This window comes from uncultured Luteimonas sp. (assembly GCF_947492465.1).
GTDB lineage: Bacteria > Pseudomonadota > Gammaproteobacteria > Xanthomonadales > Xanthomonadaceae > Luteimonas.
The window spans coordinates 653,161-675,119 of the sequence record NZ_CANLNF010000001.1 but is presented as its reverse complement, the minus strand read 5'-3'; the positions used below and the strand labels follow the sequence as shown (position 1 = coordinate 675,119).

Sequence of the window (21,959 nt, the reverse complement as noted above, 5' to 3'; positions counted from 1 at the left end):
CGCCGCACTCGCGTTCGCCCTGCTGCTGCAGCCAGCGCCCTTCGCCTTCGCCCAGGCCGGCGCCGGGGTGACGGCGCGCGATGCCGACATCCGCGCCTTCATCCAGGACGTCGCCCGCGCCACCGGCACCACCTTCATCATCGACCAGTCCGTCCAGGGCAGCGTCAACATCACCCGCGACGTGGCGATGGACGAGGCCGAGCTGCTGGGCGTGCTGCTGGCGGTGCTGCGCGCCAACGCACTGGTGGCCGTGCCGGCCGGCCCCGGCGCCTACCGCGTCGTGCCCGACACCTCTGCCGCGCAGCTGCCCGGCGGCGGCCTCGGCGGCTCCGGCTTCACGACCCAGGTGCTGCCGCTGTCGAGCGTCGACGCGCGCGTCGCCGCCGAGACGCTCAAGCCGCTGGTGGGCCGCGGTGGCGTCGTGGTGCCGACGCCACAGGGCAACGCGCTGCTGATCGCCGACTACGCCGACAACCTCCGCCGCATCCGCGGCCTGGTGTCGCAGATCGACAGCGACACCGCGGGCATCGACACGGTCACCCTGCGCAACAGTTCGGCGCGCGAGGTCGCGGCCACCGTCAACCAGCTGTTCGGTGGCGGCGAAGGCCGCGGCGGCCAGCTCTCGATCCAGCCGGTGGAGGGCAGCAACTCGATCGTGGTCCGCGGGGCGCCCACGGCGGTGCAGCGCGTCGTGCAGACCATCCTCGAACTCGACCGTCGCGCCGAGCGCACCGGCGGAGTGCGCGTGGTGCGGCTGCAGCACGCCAGCGCCGAGCAGCTGCTGCCGGTGCTGCAGCAACTGGTCGGGCAGTCACCCGACGGCGACGACGGCGCGGGCACGGTCGCCGCGAGCGCGGTCGCCCCCGATGCCGCGGCCGCGCAGCTGATCACCGCCGTGCCCGGCAAGCGGCCGACCATCGTCCGCTATCCCGGCTCGAACTCGCTGATCATCAACGCAGATCCCGAGACCCAGCGCCTGCTGGTGGACGTGATCACCCAGCTCGACACCCGGCGCGAACAGGTGCTGGTCGAAGCGATCGTGGTCGAGATCTCCGACAACGCCGCGCGTCGCCTCGGTGCGCAGCTGCTGGTCGCAGGCAAGGAAGGCAGCAACATCCCCTTCCTCGCCACCCAGCATCCGGGCGCCGGCACCGGCATCATGCCGCTGGCCGGCGCCTGGTACGCCGAACAGCAGCGGCGCAATGGCGAAGAGGCCGACGCGGACAGCGCGCTGGGGCTCGCCCGCCGCGCGGCGATGCAGTCGCTGCTGGGCATCAACGGTGCGCTTGCCGGCATCGCCGGCAGCAACGACAACGCGACCTTCGGCCTGATCATCGATGCGGTGAACAGCGACACGGCGTCCAACCTGCTGTCCACGCCCTCGATCCTGACCCTGGACAACGAGGAAGCGCGGCTCCTGGTCGGCCAGGAGGTGCCCACCACCACCGGCGAGGTGCTCGGCGACAGCAACAGCAATCCGTTCCGCACCATCCAGCGCCAGGACGTCGGCATCCAGCTCGAGGTGACGCCGCAGATCAACGCCGGCGGCGGCATCACCCTGACCCTGCGCCAGGAAGTGTCGTCGATCGCCGGGCCGGTCAGCGACGACTTCGCCGAACTGGTGCTCAACAAGCGCGAGGTCGAGACCCGGGTCCTCGTGGACGACGGCGAGATCGTCGCCCTCGGCGGCCTGCTGGACCAGAACGACCGCAACACCGTCTCCAAGGTGCCGCTGCTCGGCGACATCCCGATCGTCGGCCACCTGTTCCGTCACCGGTCGCGATCGCGCGACAAGACCAACCTGATGGTGTTCATCCGTCCCACCATCGTGCGCAGCGCCGCGGACGCCCAGGCCATGAGCGCCGATCGCTACGGCTACATGCGCAGCCAGCTTCCGGTGATGGGCGAGCGCGAGAACGCGCTGGACGAACTGGTGCGCAGCTACCTGCGCACCACGCCACCGGCGCCCCCCGTGCGTGCCCCGGCAGGCAGCCCAACGGTGCCGCAGGCCATCTTCCCCGCGCCGGCAGCGACCGGCAGCGGCGCGACACGATGAGCGCGCCCCTGCCCGCCTTCGCCTACGCCTTCGCCAGGCACCAGGGCGTGGTGCTGCTGGCGCTCGGCGCACGGGCGCGCGTCGGATTGCGCGAGGATGCGGATCCGGTCGCGCTGCTGGAGGCGCGGCGCAGCCTCGGCGTCGAGCTCGACGTGGAGGTGCTGCCGCGCGCGGTGTTCGACCGTCGCCTGTCCGAACTCTATGCCGACGCGACACTGGCCGGCGGCGCGAGCGAGCTGGACCTCGCCGGCGATCTCGACGCGCTGGCCAGCGACATCCCCGCCACCGCCGACCTGCTCGATGCCCGCGACGACGCGCCGGTCATCCGCCTGATCAACGGCCTGATCGCGGAAGCCGCGCGTATCGGCGCCTCTGACGTCCACATCGAACCGTTCGATTCGGCGCTGGTGGTGCGCATGCGCGTGGACGGCGTGATGCGCGAGGCGCTGCGCCTTCCCGGACGCATCGCGCCGCTGCTGGTCTCGCGGGTCAAGGTGATGGCGCGCCTGGACATCGCCGAGAAGCGGCTGCCGCAGGATGGCCGCATCGGCGTCTCGATGGGCAACAAGGCGCTCGACGTGCGCGTGTCGACACTGCCCGCGCGCGGTGGCGAACGCGTGGTGCTGCGCATCCTCGACAAGGACCAAGGCACGCTGACGCTCGAGGCCCTGGGCATGCAGCCGGACGTGCTCGATGCGCTGCGGCGCGCGTTGCGGGTGCCCAACGGCATCGTCCTGGTCACCGGCCCCACCGGTGCCGGCAAGACGACAACCCTGTACGCCGCGCTGGCCTCGCTCAACGATGGCCGGCGCAACATCCTCACCGTCGAGGATCCGGTCGAGTACGCCATCGACGGGGTCGGCCAGACCCAGGTCAACGCGCGCGTGGGCATGAGCTTCGCCGCCGGCCTGCGGGCGATCCTGCGCCAGGATCCGGACGTGGTGATGGTCGGCGAGGTACGCGATCCGGAAACCGCGCAGATCGCGGTCCAGGCCAGCCTCACCGGCCACCTGGTGCTGTCGACCGTGCACACCAACGACGCCCCCGGCGCGGTGACGAGGTTGCGCGACATGGGCATCGAACCGTTCCTGCTGGCGTCGAGCCTGCGCCTGGTGCTGGCGCAACGCCTGCTGCGGCGGCTGTGCACGGGTTGCCGCCAGCCGATGGCCGCCGATCCGGCCGCGATCGCGCTGCTCGGCGAGGGCGCCGCGGGCGCCTCGCTGTACCGCGCCACAGGCTGCGCGCTGTGCAACCACACCGGCTATGCCGGCCGCATGGGCATCCACGAGGCGCTGGAAGTGGACGAGCGGATGCGCCAGCTGATCGGCGCCGGCGCGGACGAGGACGCGCTGGCCGAGGCAGCGTTCGCGCGCCGTGGCCGCCTCGGCGATGCCGCGCGCGCGGCCGTGCTGCGCGGGCAGACCACGCTCGAGGAAGCCATGCGCATCACCCGCCAGGAGCTGCAGGACCATGGCGGCGTTTGAGTATTCTGCGCTCGATGTCCACGGGCGCAGCCGCGAGGGCGTGCTCGATGCCGGCAACGCGGCGGACGCGCGACGCCTGCTGCAGGGCCGCAGGCTGCTGCCGGTAAGGGTCGAGCCTGCGACCGCCCGCTCCGGACAGGCCTCGCGCGGCCGCGGCCGCTTCGGCGCCAAGGACCTGACCCTGCTCACCCGCCAGCTCGCCACGCTGGTGGCGGTGGCGCCGCTGGAGGAAGCGCTGCGCACCATCGGGAGCCAGTCCGAGCGCGCGCCGGTGCGGCGCGTGGTGATGGCGATCCACGCGCGCCTGGTCGAGGGCTTCCGCCTGTCCGACGCCATGGCCTGCGAGCCGCGCGCGTTCCCGCCGCTGTACCGCGCCATGGTGGCGGCCGGCGAAGGCACCGGCGCGCTGCCGGCGATCCTCGAGCGCCTGGCCGACCTGCACGAACGCGACCAGCAGGTCCGCGCCAAGCTGGTCTCCGCGCTGGTGTACCCGGCCGCGCTGGCCGGCACCGCGGTGCTGGTGGTGATCGCCCTGATGATGTTCGTGGTGCCGAAGGTGGTCGAACAGTTCGAGTCGATGGGGCGCGAACTGCCGCTGCTGACCCGCATCGTCATTGGCGTGTCCGAGGCGCTGGCGACCTGGTGGCTGCCGGTGCTGGCGCTGCTGGCCGCGGCCGCGTTCGCCGCCAAGCGCCTGCTGCATCGGCCGGGCGTGCGCCGCGGCGTCGACGCGGCACTGCTGCGATTGCCGCTGCTCGGCCGCCTGCTGCGCGACGTGCACGCCGCGCGCATGGCACGCACCCTGGCCACGATGTCCGACAGCGGCCTGCCCCTGATCGAAGGCCTGGCGATCACCGCACGCACGGTCGGCAACACGGTCCTGCGCGAGGCCACGGAGACGATGGTCGGGGTGATCCGCGAGGGCGGCAGCCTGTCGAGCGCGATGAAGCGCGCTGCGGTCTTCCCGCCGACGCTGCTGTATATGGCCACCAGCGGCGAGGACAGCGGCCGGCTGGCACCGATGCTCGACCGCGCCGCCGACTACCTCGAACGCGAGTTCAACACCTTCACCACCGCGGCGATGAGCCTGCTCGAACCCCTGATCATCATCGTGCTGGGCGCGATGGTGGCGGTGATCGTGCTCGCCATCCTGCTGCCCATCCTGCAGTTCAACGCCCTCGTGGCCGGATGACCCGGAGTCGCCCATGCACCGCAACCCCCGCTCGTTCCCCCGCCGCGACGCCGCCGGCTTCACCCTGGTCGAGCTGATGGTGGCGATCGTCATCATCGGCCTGCTGTCGACGGTGGTGATGATCAACGTCATGCCCAGCCAGGACCGCGCCATGGTCGAGAAGGCCCGCGCCGACATCGCCGTGCTGGAGCAGGCGCTGGAGACCTACCGCCTCGACAACCTGGCCTACCCGGCCACCGCGCAGGGTCTCGACGCACTCCTCGAGGCGCCGTCCGGCCTCGCGCGCCCGGAGCGCTACCGCAAGGGCGGCTACATCCGCCGCCTGCCGGAGGATCCGTGGGGCAACGCCTACCAGTACCGCCAGCCCGGCCGCAGCGGCGGCTTCGACGTCTACTCCTTCGGTGCCGACGGCGCCGAGGGCGGCGACGGCGACGACGCCGACATCGGCAACTGGCGCTGAGCTCCGGCGATGCGCCGCACGCGCGGATTCACCCTGGTCGAGCTGATGGTGGCGCTGGCCGTCATCGGCCTGGCCGGCGCCACGGTCGCGCTGACCCTGCCGTCCGGCGACGACGTGCTGGCGAGGGAAGCGGAAGTCTTCGCCGCGCGCCTGGCCCACGCGCGCGACGAGTCGATCCTGGGGATGCGCACGGTGGAAGTCGCGGTGACGGCGTCCGGCTACGGCTTCTCCCGCCGGCGCTTCGAGGGATGGCAGCCGCTGGACGGCCGCGACTTCGCCAGCATCGAGTGGCAGGCCGGCACCAGGCCGCGGCTGCCCCGCAGCGACGCACGGCTGGCGTTCCGTTTCGATCCGACCGGGGCGACGGAGCCCGCGACGCTGGTGCTGCTGCGCGAGGGGCGCAGTGCGCGCGTGTCGGTCGATGGCGGCGGCAGGGTGGCGATCGATGCGCCCGTGCGCTGACCGGGGAATGGCCGAGCACCGTGGCGTCCGCAGGCGCGCCCGCCGCCGACCTGCCGGCTTCACGCTGATCGAGATGCTGGTGGCGCTGGCCGTGTTCGCGCTCGCCGTGCTCGGGCTGCTGAACCTCGCTGGCGAGAGCACGCGCACCGCGATGGCGATCGAGGAGCGCATGCTGGCTGCGGTCGTCGCCGACAACATCGCGGTCGAAGCCGCGGTCCTGGACGTGCATGCGCTCGGCGACGCCACCGGCGGCAGCGAGCAAGCAGGAGGCCGCGAGTGGCACTGGACACGCGCGGTCGTCCCCACCGCCGATCCGTCCCTGCTGCGCGTGGACATCCGGGTGTCGCCGCCGGGGGAAACGCGCGTGGCGGCCGAGGTCGCGCTGTTCCGGAGCGTGCCCCGATGATCCCGGCGCGCCGCCGTGCCCGCCTCGACCGCCGGGCGGCCGCGCCGCACGCACACGGCGGCGGCTTCACCCTGCTCGAGGTCATGGTCGCGCTGGCGCTGTTCGGCCTGGTCGCCGCCGCGGGCGTCGCCGTGATGGCCTACGCCGCCGACAGCCAGCAGATCCTGCGCGAACGCATGGCGCGGCTGGGCGAGTTCCAGCGCGCGCGCGCCCTGCTCCGCACCGACCTGTCGCAGGCGGCCGTACGCCTGGTACGTCGCGCCGACGGCAGCAGCAGTCGCGACGCATTCGTCGGCGGCCGCCCCGGCGAATCCGGGCCGCTGTTCGCGTTCGTGCGCCGCGGCCGCGAGAACCCCGAGGCCGCCGCGCGCGCATCGCTGGAATACGTCGAATACCGCATCGTCGACGGCCGCCTGGAGCGCAGCGCGCGCGCAGCGGTCGACGGCGCCACGCCACCACCCGCACGTGTGCTGCTCGACGGCGTCACCCGCGCGCGCGTGGCCTACCTCGAACGGGGTGCCTGGAACGACGGCTGGCAGGGCGGCGCAACGGCGCTGCCGGAAGCCGTGGAACTGGAGCTGGACCTGGAGGCGATCGGTCGCGTGCGCCAGCGCTTCCTCCTGCCGGGGGCCACGCGGTGAGCGGCGGAGACACTCCCGGCATGCGCATCGCCCGCGCGCGACCGCCCCGCGGCGCGCTGTGGACGCAGGCCGGCGCCGCGCTGCTGACCGTGCTGCTGCTGGTGGCGGTGATGAGCGTGCTGCTGGTCGGCGTGCTCGACGACATCCGCTTCGGCCTGCGTCGCACCGGCAACGCGCAGGCCATGACCCAGGCACAGTGGTATGCACTGGGCAGCGAAGAGCTGGCTCGCGCGCGGATCCGCCAGCTCGACCGCGGCGACGGACGCACCACGCTCGACGGTGGCTGGAACAGCCGCCCGTTCGTGTTCCCGATCGACGGCGGCGTGATGCGCGTCCGCCTGGACGACGCGAGCGCCTGCTTCAACCTCAACAGCGTGGTCGAGGGCGCCGTCGGCCAGTGGTCGCGGCGGGAGGCAGGCGTGCACCAGTACGTGGCGCTCCTGCGTGCGCTGGAATTCACGCCCGTGCAGGCCGATGCGATGGCCAGCGCGCTGGTCGACTGGATCGACAGCGACCAGTTGCCCTCGCCGGACGGCGCGGAGGATGCCCGATATGCCAGTCGCGATCCGGGCTATCGCACCTCCGGCGTGTTGCTGGCGGAAGCGAGCGAACTGCGCGCGATCGCCGGCCACGACGCCGCCGCCTACGCGCGCCTGCGGCCGCACGTCTGCGCGCAGCCGGACAACGCGCTCTCGCCGCTCAACGTCAACACGCTCGAGCCGGAAGACGCGCCGATGCTGGCGATGCTCGGCGACAACGCGTTCGACCTGGCCGCCGCACGGCGGGTGATCGCGAGCCGGCCTGCCGGCGGCTGGACCGATCTCGCCGCATTCTCCCGGGCGGTTGCCGTGCCCCTGCCCGATCACGTGCTGCAGCAGTTGCGGCTGCGGACGCGCTACTTCGCGCTGCGTACGGAAGTCGAATACGAAGGCGCCGAGGTCATCCTGAGCGCGCTGCTGGACAGCGATTCCACTGGTGACGTGCGCCTGGTCGCACGGCGATGGACACACGACGAATGAGCCACCGCATCCTCCTGCTCCCGGCCGACGACACCGCAGCGGCCACGCTGCTCGACCTCGACGGGAACGGCGGCGTGCTGGCACGCATCGTCCTTCCGCCGGGGACGCCGGCGCCCCCGCGTCCAGACGCGACGCGCACCGTGCTGGTGGTGCCGGGCACGGCGGTGCGCATCGACCGCCTCGAACTGCCCGCGCACAGCGCGGCGCAGGCACAGGCCGCCGCCCGCACCCTGCTGGCCGCGCGGCTGGCGCGCGTCGAGCAGCCGCACGTGGCGCTCGACGGTGCGACTGCGACTGCGGCTGCCGGTGCGGATCACCTGCGCACGGTGGCCGCGGTCGATGCGGGCTGCTTGCGCGCGTGGCTCGAGCGCGCCGCGGCCTTCGGCCTGGTGGTCGACGCCGCGGTCCCTGAACAGTTGCTGCTGCCGCTTCCCGACGACCCCGGCGTCGTGCACGTACTCGATGCGAGCGATCGCTGGCTGGTGCGCGGCGATGGCCTGGCCTTCGTCGCCGAACCGCCGCTGGCGGCGCAGGTGCTCGGAGATCGCCCACGCGCGCCGCTCGAGGGCGACCTGGAACGCTGCGCCGCCGCCGCCCGGCAGCCCGTGGTCGACCTGTTGCAGGGCGAATTCCTGCCAGATTCCAAACGCGCGCGGCCGGCCAGCCGGCGACGGCTGGCGTGGCTGGGGATCGTGCTGCTGGCCTCGCCGCTGCTGCTGGTCGCGGCGCAGGCGCTGCGGCTGGGGCTGGCGGCGCGCGCACTGGAAGCGCGGGCCGCCGCCGTGATCGCGGATGCGCTTCCGGTCGCAGGCGCCGCGCAGGCGGAGCAGGCCGCTCCGCTCCAGCAGCGGTTGCAGGCCGCACGTGAACCGCGCGCCTTCGCCGCCGCCACCGGCGCGCTGTTCGCCGCGGTCGCTGCGCGGCCCGGGCTGCACCTGGTCGAACTCGAATACCAGCGCGGCGACCGCCTGCGGGCGATCCTCGCCCATCCCGGCGCCGATGACCTTGAAGCGGTGCGCGCCGCCCTCGCCGGCGAGGGCTGGCGACTGGTCGAGGGCGGCAGCCGCGACGCGCCCGGCGGCCTGCGCACCGCCATCTCCCTGGAGCCGGACGCATGACCCCCGCCCCCCGATTCTTCGCCTGGTGGCACGCCCGGGCGCCACGTGAACGCGCGATGCTGGCCGTGATGGGCGCCATGCTCGCGGCCTTCGCCTGGTGGTACGGCCTGCTGTGGCCGCTGCGCGTCCTTGGCGACGCCGCCGGCGAACGCTACGACCGCGCGGTCGCCACGTTGCAGGCCGCCCGGGCAGAGGCGGCGACACTCGCGACCGGCACCGGCCGCCGCCTCAGGGCGACGCCCCGAGGCGAGGCGCTGCAGCGCCACGTGCTGGACAGTGCGCGCGTTGCCGGCCTGGCGCCCAGCCGCCAGCGCACCGCGGCCGATGGCAGCTTCGTGCTCGACTTCGAGCGGGTGGCCTCGCCGGCGCTGTTCGGCTGGCTGGGCGAACTGGCAGGCGGTGGCCTGGCGCCGTCGTCGCTGCGGGTGGAACCCGTCGATGGCCGGCTGCGCGCCGAGGTCGGCTTCGCCGGAGCGGCGCCATGAGCAGGCGTCGCCTGGGCCTGTGGTTCGTGGCTGCGCTGGCCTCGGGCCTGCTGCTGTTCGTGCCCCTGCAACTGGTGCTGCCACGGCTGTCGCTGCCATCCGCACTTGCCGCCACCGGCGTCGATGGCCACCTGTGGCGCGGACGCCTGCGGCAGGCCCGCTGGCAGTCGGCACCGCTGGGAGATGTGCGACTGGGACTGTCGCCACTGCCGCTGCTGGCCGGGCGCCGGCAACTGTGGCTGCAAGGGCAGGACGCGGCGCTCTTCCTGCACAGCGGACGCCTGCGAGGCATCGAACGCGCCAGCGGGGTGGTGCCGCTCCCGGCCCCGTCAGGACTGTCGCTGCGCGCATCGCTGGAGAACGCCGGCCTGCTGTTCGACGACGAAGGCTGCCGCGAAGCCGGCGGTCGCGTGCGGGTGGAACTGGCCGTCGCCGACGAGGCCCTGCCAGCGGTGATCCTCGCGGGGAGTCCCGAATGCGCAGGGCGCAAGGGCGTGCTCGCCCTCGTGCCCGAGCAGGCGAGCGGCGCCTTGCAGGTGGAAGCGAGCTTCGAGGTCGACAGCGACGGACGCTATCGCCTGCAGTCGCTTGCGCGCAGCGACGATCCCGCGCTGCGCGCGTCGCTGCTCGCCGCCGGCTTCCAGCAGGCGCCGGGCGGCTTCAGCCGCGTCGACTCCGGCAGCTTCGGCGACTGAGCGGGCGCCTGCCGCCTGCACGATGCCGGCGGGCGGCGAGGCCCGCGCCGCGAACCGCCGGCCGCGCCCGGAGGTGCGTCGGCGACGCCGTCAGAACGCGAACTGCGTACGCAAGGCGTACTGCCCGGTCTCGTCGCCAGTGAAGCCGTTGTCGCCGCGGGTGTAGTTGAACATGAAGCGCAGCGCCGGATTGGCGTAATAGTTCACGCCCAGCAGCCAGCTGGTCACGTCGAGACCGGCGACATCCTTGTTCTCGATCGCGTCGTAGCGCGCGGTCAGCTCCCAGAGTCCCCTGCCGGCGACCGGAGCCGAACCGAACACGCCGGTCGCGGCCTTGTACGGCTTGTGGCCGCCGTTGAGGTGCCAGCTGCCCTGCAGGTACCACGTGGCCACGTCCTGGTCGGGCCCGATCGGCTGGCCGAACGATGCATTGGCGTACTCGCCCTGGAAGAACACCGGGCCGAACGACCCGGCCGCCTCCAGCCCGTACGCGGTGACCTCGTCGCCGCTGGCGCCGCTGACCGCCGCGATCGCCTGCGGCGGACCGCGACGGCCGGCGTAGTTGACGGAGGCGACCAGGTCGGCCGAGCCCTGGTTCGCATTTTCCTGGCTGGCCCAGCCGCCGAAGTGCAGCGTGCTGTCGTCGCGGTTGACCGGCGCGAAGGTGACGCGCCCGGCATAGCCCATGCCCTCGTTGCGCGGGCCGCTGGCACCGCGCAGGTTGAAGGCGCTGAATCCGGCGGTGTAGTTGCCGCCGGCACGCAGATAGCCGACGCCCTGCTGGAACTGGCGGCCGCCGAACAGCCCCGTGGCCGAGGCGAAGGGGCGTTCCATCATCAGCAGGTCGTTGGAGCTGGTGAGCTCCTCCATCGACCGGTAGGGCTTGAAGTGACCGATGGTGAACTTGCCGCCCAGCGCGGACCTGGCGATGTAGGCATCGCGCAGGCCGTCGAGGTTGCTGCCGGCCGCGAAGTCCTGCTCGAGCTTGTAGTCCCAGCCATGGGCCTTGCCCTGCAGGGTCAGCCGCGCGCGGCGGAACTCGGTGGTGCCGGTGCTGCCGGCCTGGTCGCGGTCGAAGGCGTAGGCGTCGAAGTGGATGCGGCCACCCAGCGAGGCCTCGAACGCCTTGTCGGCCGAGGCGACCTTGATGCCACCCTTGGTGGTCACCACGGGCTGCGCGGACGGGCTGCGGTCCGGATCGGCCGATGGCGCGACGGCCGCGGCGGGCGGCGGACCGGTCCGGCCTTCGAGTTCCTGGACCCTGGCCGCCAGTGCGGCGATCTGGGCCTTGAGTTCGGCGATTTCCTGGGCCTGCGTGGACTGCGCCAAAGCAGGGGTGCTGGCGATGGCGAGCGCGGAAGCCAGCGTGGCGACGGGGAGCAAAGAGCGCATCGAGGGATTCCCGGGGTTCGTGGAAGCAGGGACTGCGGGGGCAGCCAACGCATCGCGGGCTGCGCGCGGGGGCACGCAAGCACGCTTGTGAGTCGGCCGTGCGACGAGAGTGGGACTTTCCCGTGTCAGTTTGATGACAGTCCTGTCATATGGCCGTCGAGCGCGGTCGGCCGGTCGCCGGGCATGCCCGCCGTCCCCCGAGAACCCGTGCAACGGGGCGGAGCCGGCCGGAACGCGATGTCACGCAATCGTCATGCCTGGGGCATGGCGCTGTCATGGCAGGGGGTTGGAATACAGCAACGGGCATGACGGCTTCGGCGCTGCGGATGGCTCCGCAGGCCGCTCCAGATCAAGCTCGCGTCTCTCTCCTCCCGGCGACGACTTCCTATTGCGCGGGCCTCTGGCCCGCTTTTTTTTGCCGCGAGACCCCCGGTCGCTCCGCGGTTTCGGGACCGGCGACGGGTTCGTCATACGCCTGTAACAAAAACATCATTTCATGTGGCTATCCCGCCAGGTGTTGTCCTGGCCCGCTCCAGGAGCCCTCGCATGAATACCCCGCTCGCCCGCCTGACCCTGCTGGCGCTCTCGACCGCCCTGTTCGCCACCGCCTGTTCGCCGGAGGGCCCGGCCACCGGCCAGGCGCCCACCGCCGACGCATCCGCCCCGGCCGCGGCCGGCGACCGCATCAGCGCCGAGATCTCCGGCGCCGGCGCGTCCTTCATCTATCCGCTGGTGTCGAAGTGGTCGGCCGACTACAACGCCGCCACCGGCGCCAAGGTCAACTACCAGTCGATCGGCTCGGGCGGCGGCATCGCCCAGATCAAGGCCGGCACCGTCGACTTCGGTTCGAGCGACAAGCCCCTGTCGAGCGATGAGCTTGCGGAGGCCGGCCTCGGCCAGTTCCCGTCGGCCATCGGCGGCGTCGTGCCGGTGCTCAACGTCGAAGGCCTGCAGCCGGGCCAGCTGAAGCTGACCGGTGCGCTGCTGGGCGACATCTTCCTCGGCAAGATCGCCACCTGGAACGACCCGGCCATCGCCGCGCTCAACCCGGGCGTGCCGCTGCCCGACGGCAAGATCAGCATCGTCCACCGCTCGGACGGTTCGGGCACCACCTTCAACTTCTCCAACTACCTGTCCAAGGTCAACGACGACTGGAAGACCAAGGTCGGCGAAGGCACCTCGCTGCAGTGGCCGACCGGCGTCGGCGGCAAGGGCAACGAGGGCGTGGCCTCCTACGTGCAGCAGATCAAGGGTTCGATCGGCTACGTCGAGCTGGCCTATGCGCTGCAGAACAACATGCCCTACGCGTCGCTGCAGAACGCGGCCGGCAACTGGGTCGAACCGAACGACAAGACCTTCGCCGCCGCGGCCGCCACCGCCGACTGGGCCAGCGCCACCGATTTCAACCTGGTGATCACCAACGCCCCCGGCGCCGAGGCCTGGCCGATCACCGCCACCAACTTCATGCTGATGCACAAGCAGCCGAAAGATCCCGCGCGCAGCCAGGCCGCACGCGACTTCTTCAAGTGGGCCTTCGAGCATGGCCAGGCGCAGGCCACCGAACTGCACTACGTGCCGCTGCCGCCGGAACTGGTGCAGCAGATCGAGGCGTACTGGGCGTCCGAATTCAAGTGACGCGGCAGGCCGCGCAGCGCGCGCGGCCGACGTCGCAACGTCCTCGCGCAGGCGGGGATCCAGCGTCCTGGCCCCCGACCCTCCCCGGGCCCGCCAGGATCCTGGAGCCCCGTCTACGCGGGCATGACGACACATCTTCTCCCGGATGCACATGAACGCCATCGCACTCCCCGCCTCCGCCGGCACCGCTCGAGACCTCCGGGACGCGCGCAACGATCGCGTCTTCCGATGGCTGCTGGCCGGTACGGTGGCGTTCGTGCTGGTGGCGCTGGCCGGCGCCGCGCTGTCGATGCTGTGGGGCGGGCGCGACGCACTGGCTTCGCAGGGATTGAGCTTCTTCTTCTCGGCCGAGTGGAATCCGGTCGAGAACAAGTACGGCGCGCTGGTGCCGATCTACGGCACCATCGTCACCGCGGTCATCGCCATGATCATCGCGGTGCCGGTGAGCTTCGGCATCGCGTTTTTCCTCACCGAGGTCGCGCCGCGCTGGCTGCGCGGACCCGTCGGCACGGCCATCGAGCTGCTGGCCGGCATTCCCTCGATCATCTACGGCATGTGGGGCCTGTTCGTGCTGGTGCCGGTGATGACCGAGCACGTCACGCCCTGGCTCAACGAGCACCTCGGCACGCTGCCGGGCATCGGCGTGCTGTTCCGCGGCCCGCCGCTTGGCATCGGCATGCTCACCGCCGGCTTCGTGCTGGCGATCATGGTGATCCCGTTCATCTCCTCGGTGATGCGCGAGGTGTTCCTCACCGTACCGACCCGGCTGAAGGAGTCGGCCTACGCGCTGGGCTCCACCAAGTGGGAAGTCAGCTGGGACATCGTCCTGCCCTATACCCGCTCGGCGGTGATCGGCGGCATCTTCCTCGGCCTCGGCCGCGCGCTCGGCGAGACCATGGCCGTGGCCTTCGTGGTCGGCAACTCGGTGCGCCTGTCGGCCTCGCTGCTCGAACCCGGCACCACCATCGCCGCGCTCATCGCCAACGACTTCGGCGAAGCCACCGAGACCTACCGCTCCGCCCTGCTGCTGCTTGGCTTCGTGCTGTTCGTGGTCACCTTCGTGGTGCTGGCGATCGCGCGCTTCATGCTGATGCAGCTGGCGCGCAGGGAGGGCAGCTGATGTCCACCGTGACCGCCCGCGAGCTCGCCGTCGCCGACCGCCTGTACACCCGGCGTCGCCTCACCAACGCCCTGGCGATCGCGCTGGGCATCCTCACCGCCTGCTTCGGCCTGTTCTTCCTCGGCTGGATCCTGTGGACCCTGGCCAGCAAGGCCATCGGCGGCATCAACTGGGCGCTGTTCACCCAGATGACCCCGCCGCCGATGCAGGAAGGCGGCCTGCTCAACGCCTTCTTCGGCAGCGCGGTGATGTGCGCGCTGGCAATCGGCATCGGCACGCCGCTGGGCGTGGCCGCCGGCACCTGGCTGTCGGAGTACGGCAGGGCGCGCAAGACCGGCACCGTGGTGCGCTTCGTCAACGACATCCTGCTGTCGGCGCCGTCGATCGTGCTCGGCCTGTTCGTCTACACCCTGGTGGTGATGCAGACCGGCGGGCGGTTCTCGGCCCTGGCCGGCGCCATCGCACTGGCCTTCATCGTGCTGCCGGTGGTGGTGCGTACCACCGACGAGATGCTGCAGCTGGTGCCCGTGCAGATGCGCGAGGCGGCGCTGTCGCTGGGCGTCCCGCAGTGGAAGGTGATCGTGCAGGTGCTCTACCGCAGCGCGTCGGCGGGCATCGTCACCGGCATCCTGCTGTCGCTCGCGCGCATCTCCGGCGAAACCGCGCCGCTGCTGTTCACCGCCTTCGGCAACCAGTACTGGAACTCCAACGTGCTGCAGCCGATGGCCAGCGTGCCGGTGGTGATGTACCAGTACGCCGGCAGCCCCTACGAATCCTGGCAACAGCTGGCCTGGGCCGGCGCCTTCGTGCTGACCGTGTTCGTGCTGCTGGTCAGCCTGTCCGCGCGCGCGCTCCTGCTGCGCAACAGGATCTCCAATGACTGACCTTTCCCTGGACCCGTCCATGAACGAGCTCGCTTCCGCCGCGTCCCCGCAGCGCATCCACCTCGCCGCCCCCCAGCGCGGGGCGCTGGCGCCGATGCCGACCAAGATCGCGGTCAAGGGCCTGGACTTCCACTACGACAAGTTCCATGCGCTCAAGAACATCGACCTGGAGATCCCCGAAAAGCGCGTGACCGCGCTGATCGGCCCCTCGGGCTGCGGCAAGTCCACCCTGCTGCGCATCTTCAACCGCATCTACTCGCTGTACCCGAAGCTGCGCGCCAGCGGCCAGATCCTGCTCGACGGCGAGGACATCCTCTCGCCCAAGTACCCGATGAACCGCCTGCGCAGCAAGGTCGGCATGGTGTTCCAGAAGCCGGTGCCGTTCCCGATGACGATCTACGAGAACGTCGCCTACGCCATCCGCCATCATGAGAAGCTCTCGAAGAAGCAGCTCGACGAGCGCGTCGAGCAGGCGCTGCGCCAGGGCGCGCTGTGGGACGAGGTCAAGGACAAGCTGGGCCAGAGCGCGCTGGGCCTGTCCGGTGGCCAGCAGCAGCGCCTGTGCATCGCCCGCGCGGTGGCGTTGCGCCCCGACGTGCTGCTGCTCGACGAGCCGACCTCGGCGCTGGATCCGATCTCGACCAGCCGCATCGAGCAGCTGATCGAGGAACTCAAGCTCGACTACACCATCGTCATCGTCACCCACAACATGCAGCAGGCCGCGCGCGTGTCCGACTACACCGCCTTCATGTACCTGGGCGACCTGATCGAGCACGACACAACCGAGACGATCTTCTCCAATCCCTCGAAGCAGCAGACCGAGGACTACATCACCGGGCGCTTCGGCTGAGGCCGGCAGGCTGCGCGGCGCCGCCGCGCGGACTGCCGCTTCGGGCCGATCCCGAACCTCCCCTGCTGCGCCACGGACGAGTGCGTCCAGGCCGCCTACCGGAACCGACACCACCATGAGCACCCATCCCCACGACCACATCGTCCGCAGCTACGACGAAGAGCGCCAGCGGCTGATCGGCGAGATCCTGCGCATGGGCGAGATGTCTGTGGCGCAGCTGGAGGCGGCGCTGGACGTCGTCGAACGCCGCGACGACAAGGCCGCCGCGCGCATCGTCGCCAACGACGAGGCCATCGACGTGCTGGAGCAGGAAATCAGCCACGATGTCATGCGCCTCGCGCTGCGCGGGCCGATGGCGCGCGACCTGCGCGAGATCCTGTCGGCGCTGCGCATCGCCTCGGACATCGAACGCATCGGCGACTACGCGGCCAACGTGGCCAAGCGCTCGACCGCGCTCAACGCCGCGCCGCCGCTGCCGCATACGCGGGGCCTCAACGTGCTCGGCCAGCGCGTGGTCCGACAGGTGCGCGACGTGCTGGCGGCGTTCGTCGCCAACGACGCGGAGGCCGCGCAGCGCGTGCGTGCGCAGGATGCGGAGGTCGACAGCCTGCACACCGGCCTGTTCCGCGAACTGCTGACCTACATGATGGAGGATGCGCGCGCGATCACGCCGTGCACCCACCTGCTGTTCATGGCCAAGAACCTCGAGCGGGTCGGCGACCACGCCACCAACATCGCCGAGAACATCTGGTTCCTGGTCCACGGCGACGACGCCCTTCCGCCGCGCGAGAAGCGCGACGAGACCAGCGTGGCCACCTGAGCCGCGGCCGGATCGCCTGCCGTCCAGTTCCCAGCCCAGCCTCCCGCCCGGCCGGCGCAGTCCCCCGGCGCGGCGGCTAACCCGCGCTTAATGCGGGCGCGCCCACACTCCCCGACCGGAGAGGGGCCGACCGGGCCGCCGGACGCGGGACCCATGACGCGGTTGCACCATGGCGCCGATGGCCGACGCGATCGACCCTCCCTCCCGACTCCCGCCAGTCGCAGGGCGGGCGCATCCGTCCCCAGAGGAGCTCCACCATGACGCATTCCAGCAAGAAGCCCGCCCTGGTCAGCCTCGGCACCGCCCTCGCCGGCGGCCTGCTGCTGTCCGGCTCCAGCTTCGCGATCACCCCGCTCGCACAGGGCTACATGGCCGGCGGGCCGCAGGCCACCGACTCCGCCAAGGCGGCCGAGGGCAGCTGCGGCGGCGACAAGGCCAAGACCGACGCCAAGGCCGGCGAGGGCAAGTGCGGCATCGACCGGGTCGATACCGACAAGGACGGCCGGGTCTCCCGCGCCGAGTTCGAGGCCCTGCATCCCGAGGACGGCGAGGACTTCGTGGCGATGGACACCAATGCCGACGGCTTCGTCGACAAGGCCGAGCACGAGGCGCACACCGCGGCCGGCAAGGCCGACATGGAAGGCAAGTGCGGCGAGGGCAAGTGCGGCGGCATGGCCTGACCTGCCACCCGTCCGGGCATGCCGCTTCCGCCGCAACCGCTGGCTGACCGGAGCGCGGGCCTGGGCCTGCGGCGTGGACTGCTGTCCGCGCTGCAGGCCGCGGAACCGTCGGCTTTCGACTTCCTGGAATGCGCGCCGGAAAACTGGATCGGGGTCGGCGGCCGGCTCGGCGCGGCCTTCGAGGCGCTGGCCGAGCGGCACCCGCTCACCTGCCATGGGCTGTCGCTGTCGCTGGGCGGTCCCGCGCCGCTGGACGAGACCTTCCTCGCGCGGGTCGGCCGTTTCCTCGAACGCCATCGCGTGCCGCTGTACAGCGAGCACCTGAGCTGGTGCAGCGACGACGGCCAGCTCTACGACCTGCTGCCGCTGCCGTTCACCGAGGAGGCGGTGGACTACGTCGCCGGGCGCATCTGCCGGTCGCAGGACATCCTGGGGCGCAGGATCGCCATCGAGAACGTGAGCTACTACGCCGCCCTGCCCACCACCGCCTCGCAGGCGCTGGACGAGGCGGAGTTCATCAATGCGGTCCTCGACCGCGCCGGCTGCGACCTGTTGCTGGACGTCAACAACGTTCTGGTCAACGCGGTCAACCACCGTTACGACGCCGCCACGTTCCTCGCGCGCATGCCCTCGGAGCGGATCGTGTGCTACCACGTCGCCGGCCACCATGACGAGGCACCCGACCTCAAGGTCGACACCCACGGCGCGGCGGTACTCCCCGACGTTTGGACGCTGCTGGCCGACGCCTACCGCCTGCACGGCGTGCGGCCGACCCTGCTCGAGCGCGACTTCGACTTCCCGCCGTTCGACGAACTGCTCGACGAAGTGGCGACCATCCGCGCGCTCCAGCGCGGCGCCGCCCTGCCCGCCGCAGTGCCCGCACATGGCTGAGGCCGTGGCCCCGTCGCTGCGCGCGCAGCAGATGGCGCTGTCGCGACATCTGCGCGACCCGCGCGCCGCGCCACCCGAGGGCATCCGGGCCGAGCGCCTGGCGCTGTACGGGCGACTGCTCTACAACAACCTGCAGTCGCTGCTGGCCGGCAACTTCCCGGTGATCCGCGCCACCCTGCCCGACGACCGCTGGCACGGACTGGTCCGCGCCTTCTACGCCGGCCACCGCTGCCGCACGCCGCTGTTCACCGAGATCGGTCGCGAGTTCGTGCGCTGGCTGGAGGACGCGCCGGATCCGGACCTGCCGCCTTGGCTGGCGGAGCTCGCGCACTACGAATGGGTCGAACTGGCCCTGCAGATCTCCGATGCCGCGGTTCCGCCGGGCGCGGAGCAGCGCGACATCGACGGCCCCGCGCTGCTCGACGCCGCACCGGTGCTCTCGCCGCTGGCCTGGGCGCTCGCCTACCGCTGGCCGGTGCATCGGCTCGGCCCCGACTACCAGCCGGCGCAACCGCCCGACGCGCCGACCCTGCTGCTGGTGCGCCGCGATGTCGACGGCGAGGTGCGCTTTGCCGTGCTGTCGCCGCTCGCGTTCCGTCTGCTCGAACTGTTGGCCCCAGGCAACCGGGCCGGCCGCGACTGCCTGCTGGCGCTGGCGGACGAAGCCGGGGCCGACGACCCCGACGCCCTGCTCGCCGAGGGCGCGGCCCTGCTTGCACGGATGGCGGCCGAAGGCACGATCTGCGGCTCGCGTCCGGCCTGACCCGGTTGGGGTTGCGGTTGCGGTCGCGGCGCGTCGAGCGCCAACCCGCTGCGCGATCGCTGCGCACGCGGTATCGGGTTCCAGCCGACGCGTCCGGCCTGCACCGTTCCGCTGCATCGCGCACATCGAGCTGCCGCTGCGTATGACAGCCGTCCATCGCCGTCATGTCGGGCAAACGCGCGCGGTTGCCCGCAGGATCGCAGCCACGCCAGGCACGGCACGTCAGCGCGCTCTGCTAGGCTTTGCGCATGGACCAAGCCACAGCGCCCGCCGCGAACGTCAGCCTGCTCACCCGCCGATTCCGCGGCTACCTGCCCGTGGTGGTGGACGTGGAAACCGGCGGCTTCGACTGGAACCGGCACGCCCTGCTCGAGATCGCCGCGGTCCCACTGGACGTGGACGAACACGGCGCGCTGGTGCTCGGCGAGGCCACCAGCGCACACGTCGTGCCCGCCCCCGGCACCGACATCGACCCGCAGTCGCTGGAAGTCACCGGGATCGACATCGACCATCCGTTCCGCTTCGCCAAGCCCGAGCGCGAAGCGCTGGACCACGTGTTCGCGGGCGTCCGCGCGGCGGTACGCAAGCACGGCTGCCAGCGCGCGATCCTGGTGGGGCACAACGCGCACTTCGACCTGAACTTCCTCAATGCGGCGGTCGCGCGCACCGGCCACAAGCGCAATCCGTTCCATCCCTTCAGCGTGTTCGACACGGTCACCCTGGCCGGCGTGGCCTACGGGCAGACCGTGCTGGCGCGGGCGGTGCAGGCCGCCGGCTTCGGCTGGAGCAGCGAGGACGCGCACTCGGCCCTCTACGACGCCCAGCAGACCGCCAGGCTGTTCTGCACCATCGTCAACGCCTGGCCTTCGCCGCAGCGCGCCTGAGCCGGCGCGTCCGCGCGCGCCACCCTCGACCTGGACTGCACATCGGCTGTGATCCACTCGTGCACGTCCGCACGAGAGGAGTCGCACGATGCCGATCACCCGCGCCAAGGCCAGCCAGCTGCTCAACCAGAAGGAGATGGCGCTCTACGACGAGAGCCGGATCAACGGCCTGCGCCAGCTCGACGGCCGGGCACTGGCCGCCCGCGTCACCCGCGCCCGTGCCGCACGTGACCGCGCGCGCGACCTGGTCCGCCGGCAGAAGCTGGCCTCCCGGTCGAGCACCGGCAGCAAGCGCGGCAGCAGTGGCGCCGCCAACCAGCGCAGCAAGGACAAGGCCGATCTGATGGCCGACATCCTGGACCGCTTCGAGACCCGGCTGCGCGAGGTCGAGCGGGACGACGCCGCGGCGCGCAGGTCTGCGGCGAAGGCGGCGAAGAAATCCACCGGCGCCGGGCGCGCCTCGAAACAGGCGACGAAGGCCCCGGCCCGCAAGGCGGCGGCCAGCGGCACCAAGCGGGCCACGACCGGGAAGGCTGCGGCGAACAAGACCGGGTCGAAGAGCGCCACTGCGAAGAAGGCTTCGACGAAGAAGACCGCGAAGAAGTCGGCAACGAAGAAGACTGCGTCGACGAAAACTGCGACGAACGCCACCACGACCACGCGGGTCGCGACGCACGCCGGCGGAAACGCCACGGCGAAGTCCGCCAGTCGGGTCGCCGGCAGGACGGCCTCGAAGTTCCCCGCCAGAACCGCGGACGCGCTGACCGACCACACACCGGACACGAAGCCCGCCACCGCACGCGGTGGCGCCAGCAGCGCGCGCAAGACCGCCGACGGCGCGGCGAAGCGCGGCGATGGCGACGGCCGGACCCAGGCCAGCGCGGGTCGCACTCGTACGGACGGCGCATCCGCACCGCCCCGCCGCACGCGCAAGCGCCGCATCACGCCCGAGCAGGCGCTCGCCCAGACCCAGGCGTTGCTGGAAGCCAAGCAGGCCCGCGACAGCGAACCCAAGCCCTGGACCGAGATCGGCGGCGAAGGCGGCGATCCGGGCGCGCCCGGCTACCAGTCCGACAGCGCCGCGCGCCGTGCCAAGCGCCTGCACGCGGCCGAGGTGCGACTGCCTGCCAACCAGGGCAGCGTGAGCACCCGCGACCGCATCAACCAGGGCAAGCGTGACCACCGCGGCAGCACCGACTGAGGCAGGGCCGGATCCTGCAGCTTCCCACCGCGAACCCCGCGGGTCGCGCAAGGTCCGGCGACAACCCGGCAAGGCTGGCGAACTCCCGCCAGCTACCGGAAAGTGTGGCCTCGCCGGCCTATGCCGGCGACGCCAGCTTCAGCCCGATGATGCCGAGGACGATCAGGCCCAAGCTGACCAGACGCCCCGGATTGGACGGTTCGCCCAGCAGCACGATGCCAAGGATCGCCGTGCCCACGGCGCCCACCCCGACCCACACCGCGTAGGCGGTGCCGACCGGCAGCGATTTCATGGCCACACCGAGCAGCCCCAGGCTGATCGCCATCGCCGCCACCGTGCCCAGGGTCGGCCACGGGCGGGTGAAGCCTTCGGTGTACTTGAGTCCGATCGCCCAGCCGATCTCGAACACGCCGGCCAGCAGCAGGATGATCCAGGGCATCTCGCAACCTCCATCGTCGATGGGGTCGTCCCCGCAGCAGGCAAAGGCGCGGGGTCGTCCCCACGCGTGCGCATTTTCGCACGCTGAGGCCGCAGGCCGGGCCGGTGGCCGCGTGGCTCAGGGTCTGCCCGGCGCGCGGAACAGGCGATAGGCGTTCAGCAGGATCCAGGCCACCAGCAGGAAGAACAGCGCCGGATTGAACCGCGCCAGCGCGGCCGGCAGCAGTGCGGACGCACCCAGCAGGCCGAGGACGGCGCGCGTCCGGCCGCGGCCATCGCCCGGCGCGAACAGGTGCAGGAACAGGGCCAGCAGCATCAGCGCCGCGCCGGCGAATCCAAGCCAGTCCTGCCACGCCAGCGCCGCGATCATCGACCTTCCTCCC

The 21,959-nt window shown here is 71.7% G+C and carries 24 protein-coding genes; 21 read left to right on the top strand and 3 right to left on the bottom strand.

Annotation, left to right across the window (positions count from 1 at the left end; translation table 11 throughout):
* The first annotated feature begins 19 nt into the window (after positions 1-19).
* Genes gspD through gspN form a run of 11 tightly spaced genes read left to right on the top strand, consistent with a single transcriptional unit; the run spans position 20 to position 10,018 of the window.
* Positions 20-2,056 carry a type II secretion system secretin GspD gene (gspD, locus tag Q0863_RS03025; protein WP_345780512.1) on the top strand — a complete coding sequence of 679 codons (2,037 nt, stop codon included), beginning with the start codon at positions 20-22 and terminating at the stop codon, positions 2,054-2,056.
* Positions 2,053-3,540, top strand: coding sequence for a type II secretion system ATPase GspE (gspE, locus tag Q0863_RS03020; RefSeq protein WP_298574896.1), 1,488 nt, complete (start codon positions 2,053-2,055; stop codon positions 3,538-3,540). Before gspD ends, gspE begins: the two co-directional genes overlap by 4 nt.
* Complete coding sequence (gspF, locus tag Q0863_RS03015) at positions 3,527-4,732, top strand: type II secretion system inner membrane protein GspF (RefSeq protein ID WP_298574893.1); 1,206 nt, start codon at positions 3,527-3,529, stop codon at positions 4,730-4,732. The genes gspE and gspF overlap by 14 nt, the downstream gene beginning before the upstream one ends.
* A 13-nt stretch (positions 4,733-4,745) precedes the next feature.
* The gene (gspG, locus tag Q0863_RS03010) at positions 4,746-5,192 is read left to right on the top strand and encodes a type II secretion system major pseudopilin GspG (protein WP_298574891.1); all 447 of its coding nucleotides are present in this window, start codon (positions 4,746-4,748) and stop codon (positions 5,190-5,192) included.
* Positions 5,193-5,201: 9 nt separating this feature from the next.
* Positions 5,202-5,654 (top strand): GspH/FimT family pseudopilin, encoded by a 453-nt coding sequence (locus Q0863_RS03005; protein ID WP_298574889.1) that lies wholly within the window; start codon positions 5,202-5,204, stop codon positions 5,652-5,654.
* A 7-nt stretch (positions 5,655-5,661) separates the two neighbouring features.
* Entirely contained in the window at positions 5,662-6,060 is a 399-nt protein-coding gene (gene gspI / locus Q0863_RS03000; protein ID WP_298574887.1) for a type II secretion system minor pseudopilin GspI, read from the top strand.
* Positions 6,057-6,701: a type II secretion system minor pseudopilin GspJ gene (gspJ, locus tag Q0863_RS02995; RefSeq protein ID WP_298574885.1), complete on the top strand. Its 645-nt coding sequence runs from the start codon at positions 6,057-6,059 to the stop codon at positions 6,699-6,701. Before gspI ends, gspJ begins: the two co-directional genes overlap by 4 nt.
* Before the next feature lie 20 nt (positions 6,702-6,721).
* Entirely contained in the window at positions 6,722-7,720 is a 999-nt protein-coding gene (gspK, locus tag Q0863_RS02990; protein ID WP_298574883.1) for a type II secretion system minor pseudopilin GspK, read from the top strand.
* Complete coding sequence (gene gspL, locus Q0863_RS02985) at positions 7,717-8,838, top strand: type II secretion system protein GspL (protein ID WP_298574882.1); 1,122 nt, start codon at positions 7,717-7,719, stop codon at positions 8,836-8,838. The genes gspK and gspL overlap by 4 nt, the downstream gene beginning before the upstream one ends.
* Complete coding sequence (gene gspM, locus Q0863_RS02980) at positions 8,835-9,323, top strand: type II secretion system protein GspM (RefSeq protein ID WP_298574880.1); 489 nt, start codon at positions 8,835-8,837, stop codon at positions 9,321-9,323. Before gspL ends, gspM begins: the two co-directional genes overlap by 4 nt.
* Positions 9,320-10,018: a type II secretion system protein N gene (gspN, locus tag Q0863_RS02975; RefSeq protein ID WP_298574878.1), complete on the top strand. Its 699-nt coding sequence runs from the start codon at positions 9,320-9,322 to the stop codon at positions 10,016-10,018. Before gspM ends, gspN begins: the two co-directional genes overlap by 4 nt.
* A 90-nt stretch (positions 10,019-10,108) precedes the next feature.
* On the opposite strand, the gene Q0863_RS02970 is transcribed toward gspN, so the two are convergent.
* Positions 10,109-11,410 (bottom strand): porin, encoded by a 1,302-nt coding sequence (locus tag Q0863_RS02970; RefSeq protein WP_298574876.1) that lies wholly within the window; start codon positions 11,408-11,410, stop codon positions 10,109-10,111.
* Positions 11,411-11,956: 546 nt separating this feature from the next.
* On the opposite strand from Q0863_RS02970, the gene pstS reads away from it, so the two are divergent.
* The 10 genes from pstS (at position 11,957) to Q0863_RS02920 (ending at position 21,138) form a co-directional block, all read left to right on the top strand.
* Entirely contained in the window at positions 11,957-13,045 is a 1,089-nt protein-coding gene (gene pstS, locus Q0863_RS02965) for a phosphate ABC transporter substrate-binding protein PstS (protein WP_298574874.1), read from the top strand.
* 151 nt (positions 13,046-13,196) lie between these two features.
* Positions 13,197-14,165, top strand: a complete 969-nt coding sequence (gene pstC, locus Q0863_RS02960; protein ID WP_298574872.1) for a phosphate ABC transporter permease subunit PstC — start codon at positions 13,197-13,199, stop codon at positions 14,163-14,165.
* Complete coding sequence (pstA, locus tag Q0863_RS02955) at positions 14,165-15,049, top strand: phosphate ABC transporter permease PstA (protein ID WP_298574870.1); 885 nt, start codon at positions 14,165-14,167, stop codon at positions 15,047-15,049. The genes pstC and pstA overlap by 1 nt, the downstream gene beginning before the upstream one ends.
* A gap of 19 nt (positions 15,050-15,068) precedes the next feature.
* On the top strand, positions 15,069-15,899 hold the full coding sequence (gene pstB / locus Q0863_RS02950; protein WP_298575878.1) for a phosphate ABC transporter ATP-binding protein PstB: 831 nt from the start codon (positions 15,069-15,071) through the stop codon (positions 15,897-15,899).
* 115 nt (positions 15,900-16,014) lie between these two features.
* Positions 16,015-16,719 carry a phosphate signaling complex protein PhoU gene (phoU, locus tag Q0863_RS02945; RefSeq protein ID WP_298574868.1) on the top strand — a complete coding sequence of 235 codons (705 nt, stop codon included), beginning with the start codon at positions 16,015-16,017 and terminating at the stop codon, positions 16,717-16,719.
* 257 nt (positions 16,720-16,976) lie between these two features.
* On the top strand, positions 16,977-17,399 hold the full coding sequence (locus tag Q0863_RS02940) for an EF-hand domain-containing protein (RefSeq protein ID WP_298574866.1): 423 nt from the start codon (positions 16,977-16,979) through the stop codon (positions 17,397-17,399).
* A gap of 18 nt (positions 17,400-17,417) precedes the next feature.
* Complete coding sequence (locus Q0863_RS02935) at positions 17,418-18,290, top strand: DUF692 domain-containing protein (RefSeq protein ID WP_298574864.1); 873 nt, start codon at positions 17,418-17,420, stop codon at positions 18,288-18,290.
* A complete protein-coding gene (locus Q0863_RS02930) occupies positions 18,283-19,053 on the top strand; it encodes a putative DNA-binding domain-containing protein (protein WP_298574862.1) in 771 nt (256 codons plus the stop codon). Before Q0863_RS02935 ends, Q0863_RS02930 begins: the two co-directional genes overlap by 8 nt.
* Positions 19,054-19,301: 248 nt before the next feature.
* On the top strand, positions 19,302-19,937 hold the full coding sequence (gene rnt, locus Q0863_RS02925) for a ribonuclease T (RefSeq protein WP_298574860.1): 636 nt from the start codon (positions 19,302-19,304) through the stop codon (positions 19,935-19,937).
* A gap of 88 nt (positions 19,938-20,025) precedes the next feature.
* Positions 20,026-21,138: a hypothetical protein gene (locus tag Q0863_RS02920; protein WP_298574858.1), complete on the top strand. Its 1,113-nt coding sequence runs from the start codon at positions 20,026-20,028 to the stop codon at positions 21,136-21,138.
* Between the two features lie 118 nt (positions 21,139-21,256).
* Here the strand turns inward: Q0863_RS02920 and sugE are convergent, their stop codons facing one another.
* Both sugE and Q0863_RS02910 read right to left on the bottom strand, forming a co-directional pair.
* On the bottom strand, positions 21,257-21,577 hold the full coding sequence (gene sugE / locus Q0863_RS02915) for a quaternary ammonium compound efflux SMR transporter SugE (RefSeq protein WP_298574856.1): 321 nt from the start codon (positions 21,575-21,577) through the stop codon (positions 21,257-21,259).
* Between the two features lie 117 nt (positions 21,578-21,694).
* Complete coding sequence (locus tag Q0863_RS02910) at positions 21,695-21,946, bottom strand: hypothetical protein (protein WP_298574854.1); 252 nt, start codon at positions 21,944-21,946, stop codon at positions 21,695-21,697.
* Positions 21,947-21,959 lie beyond the last annotated feature (13 nt).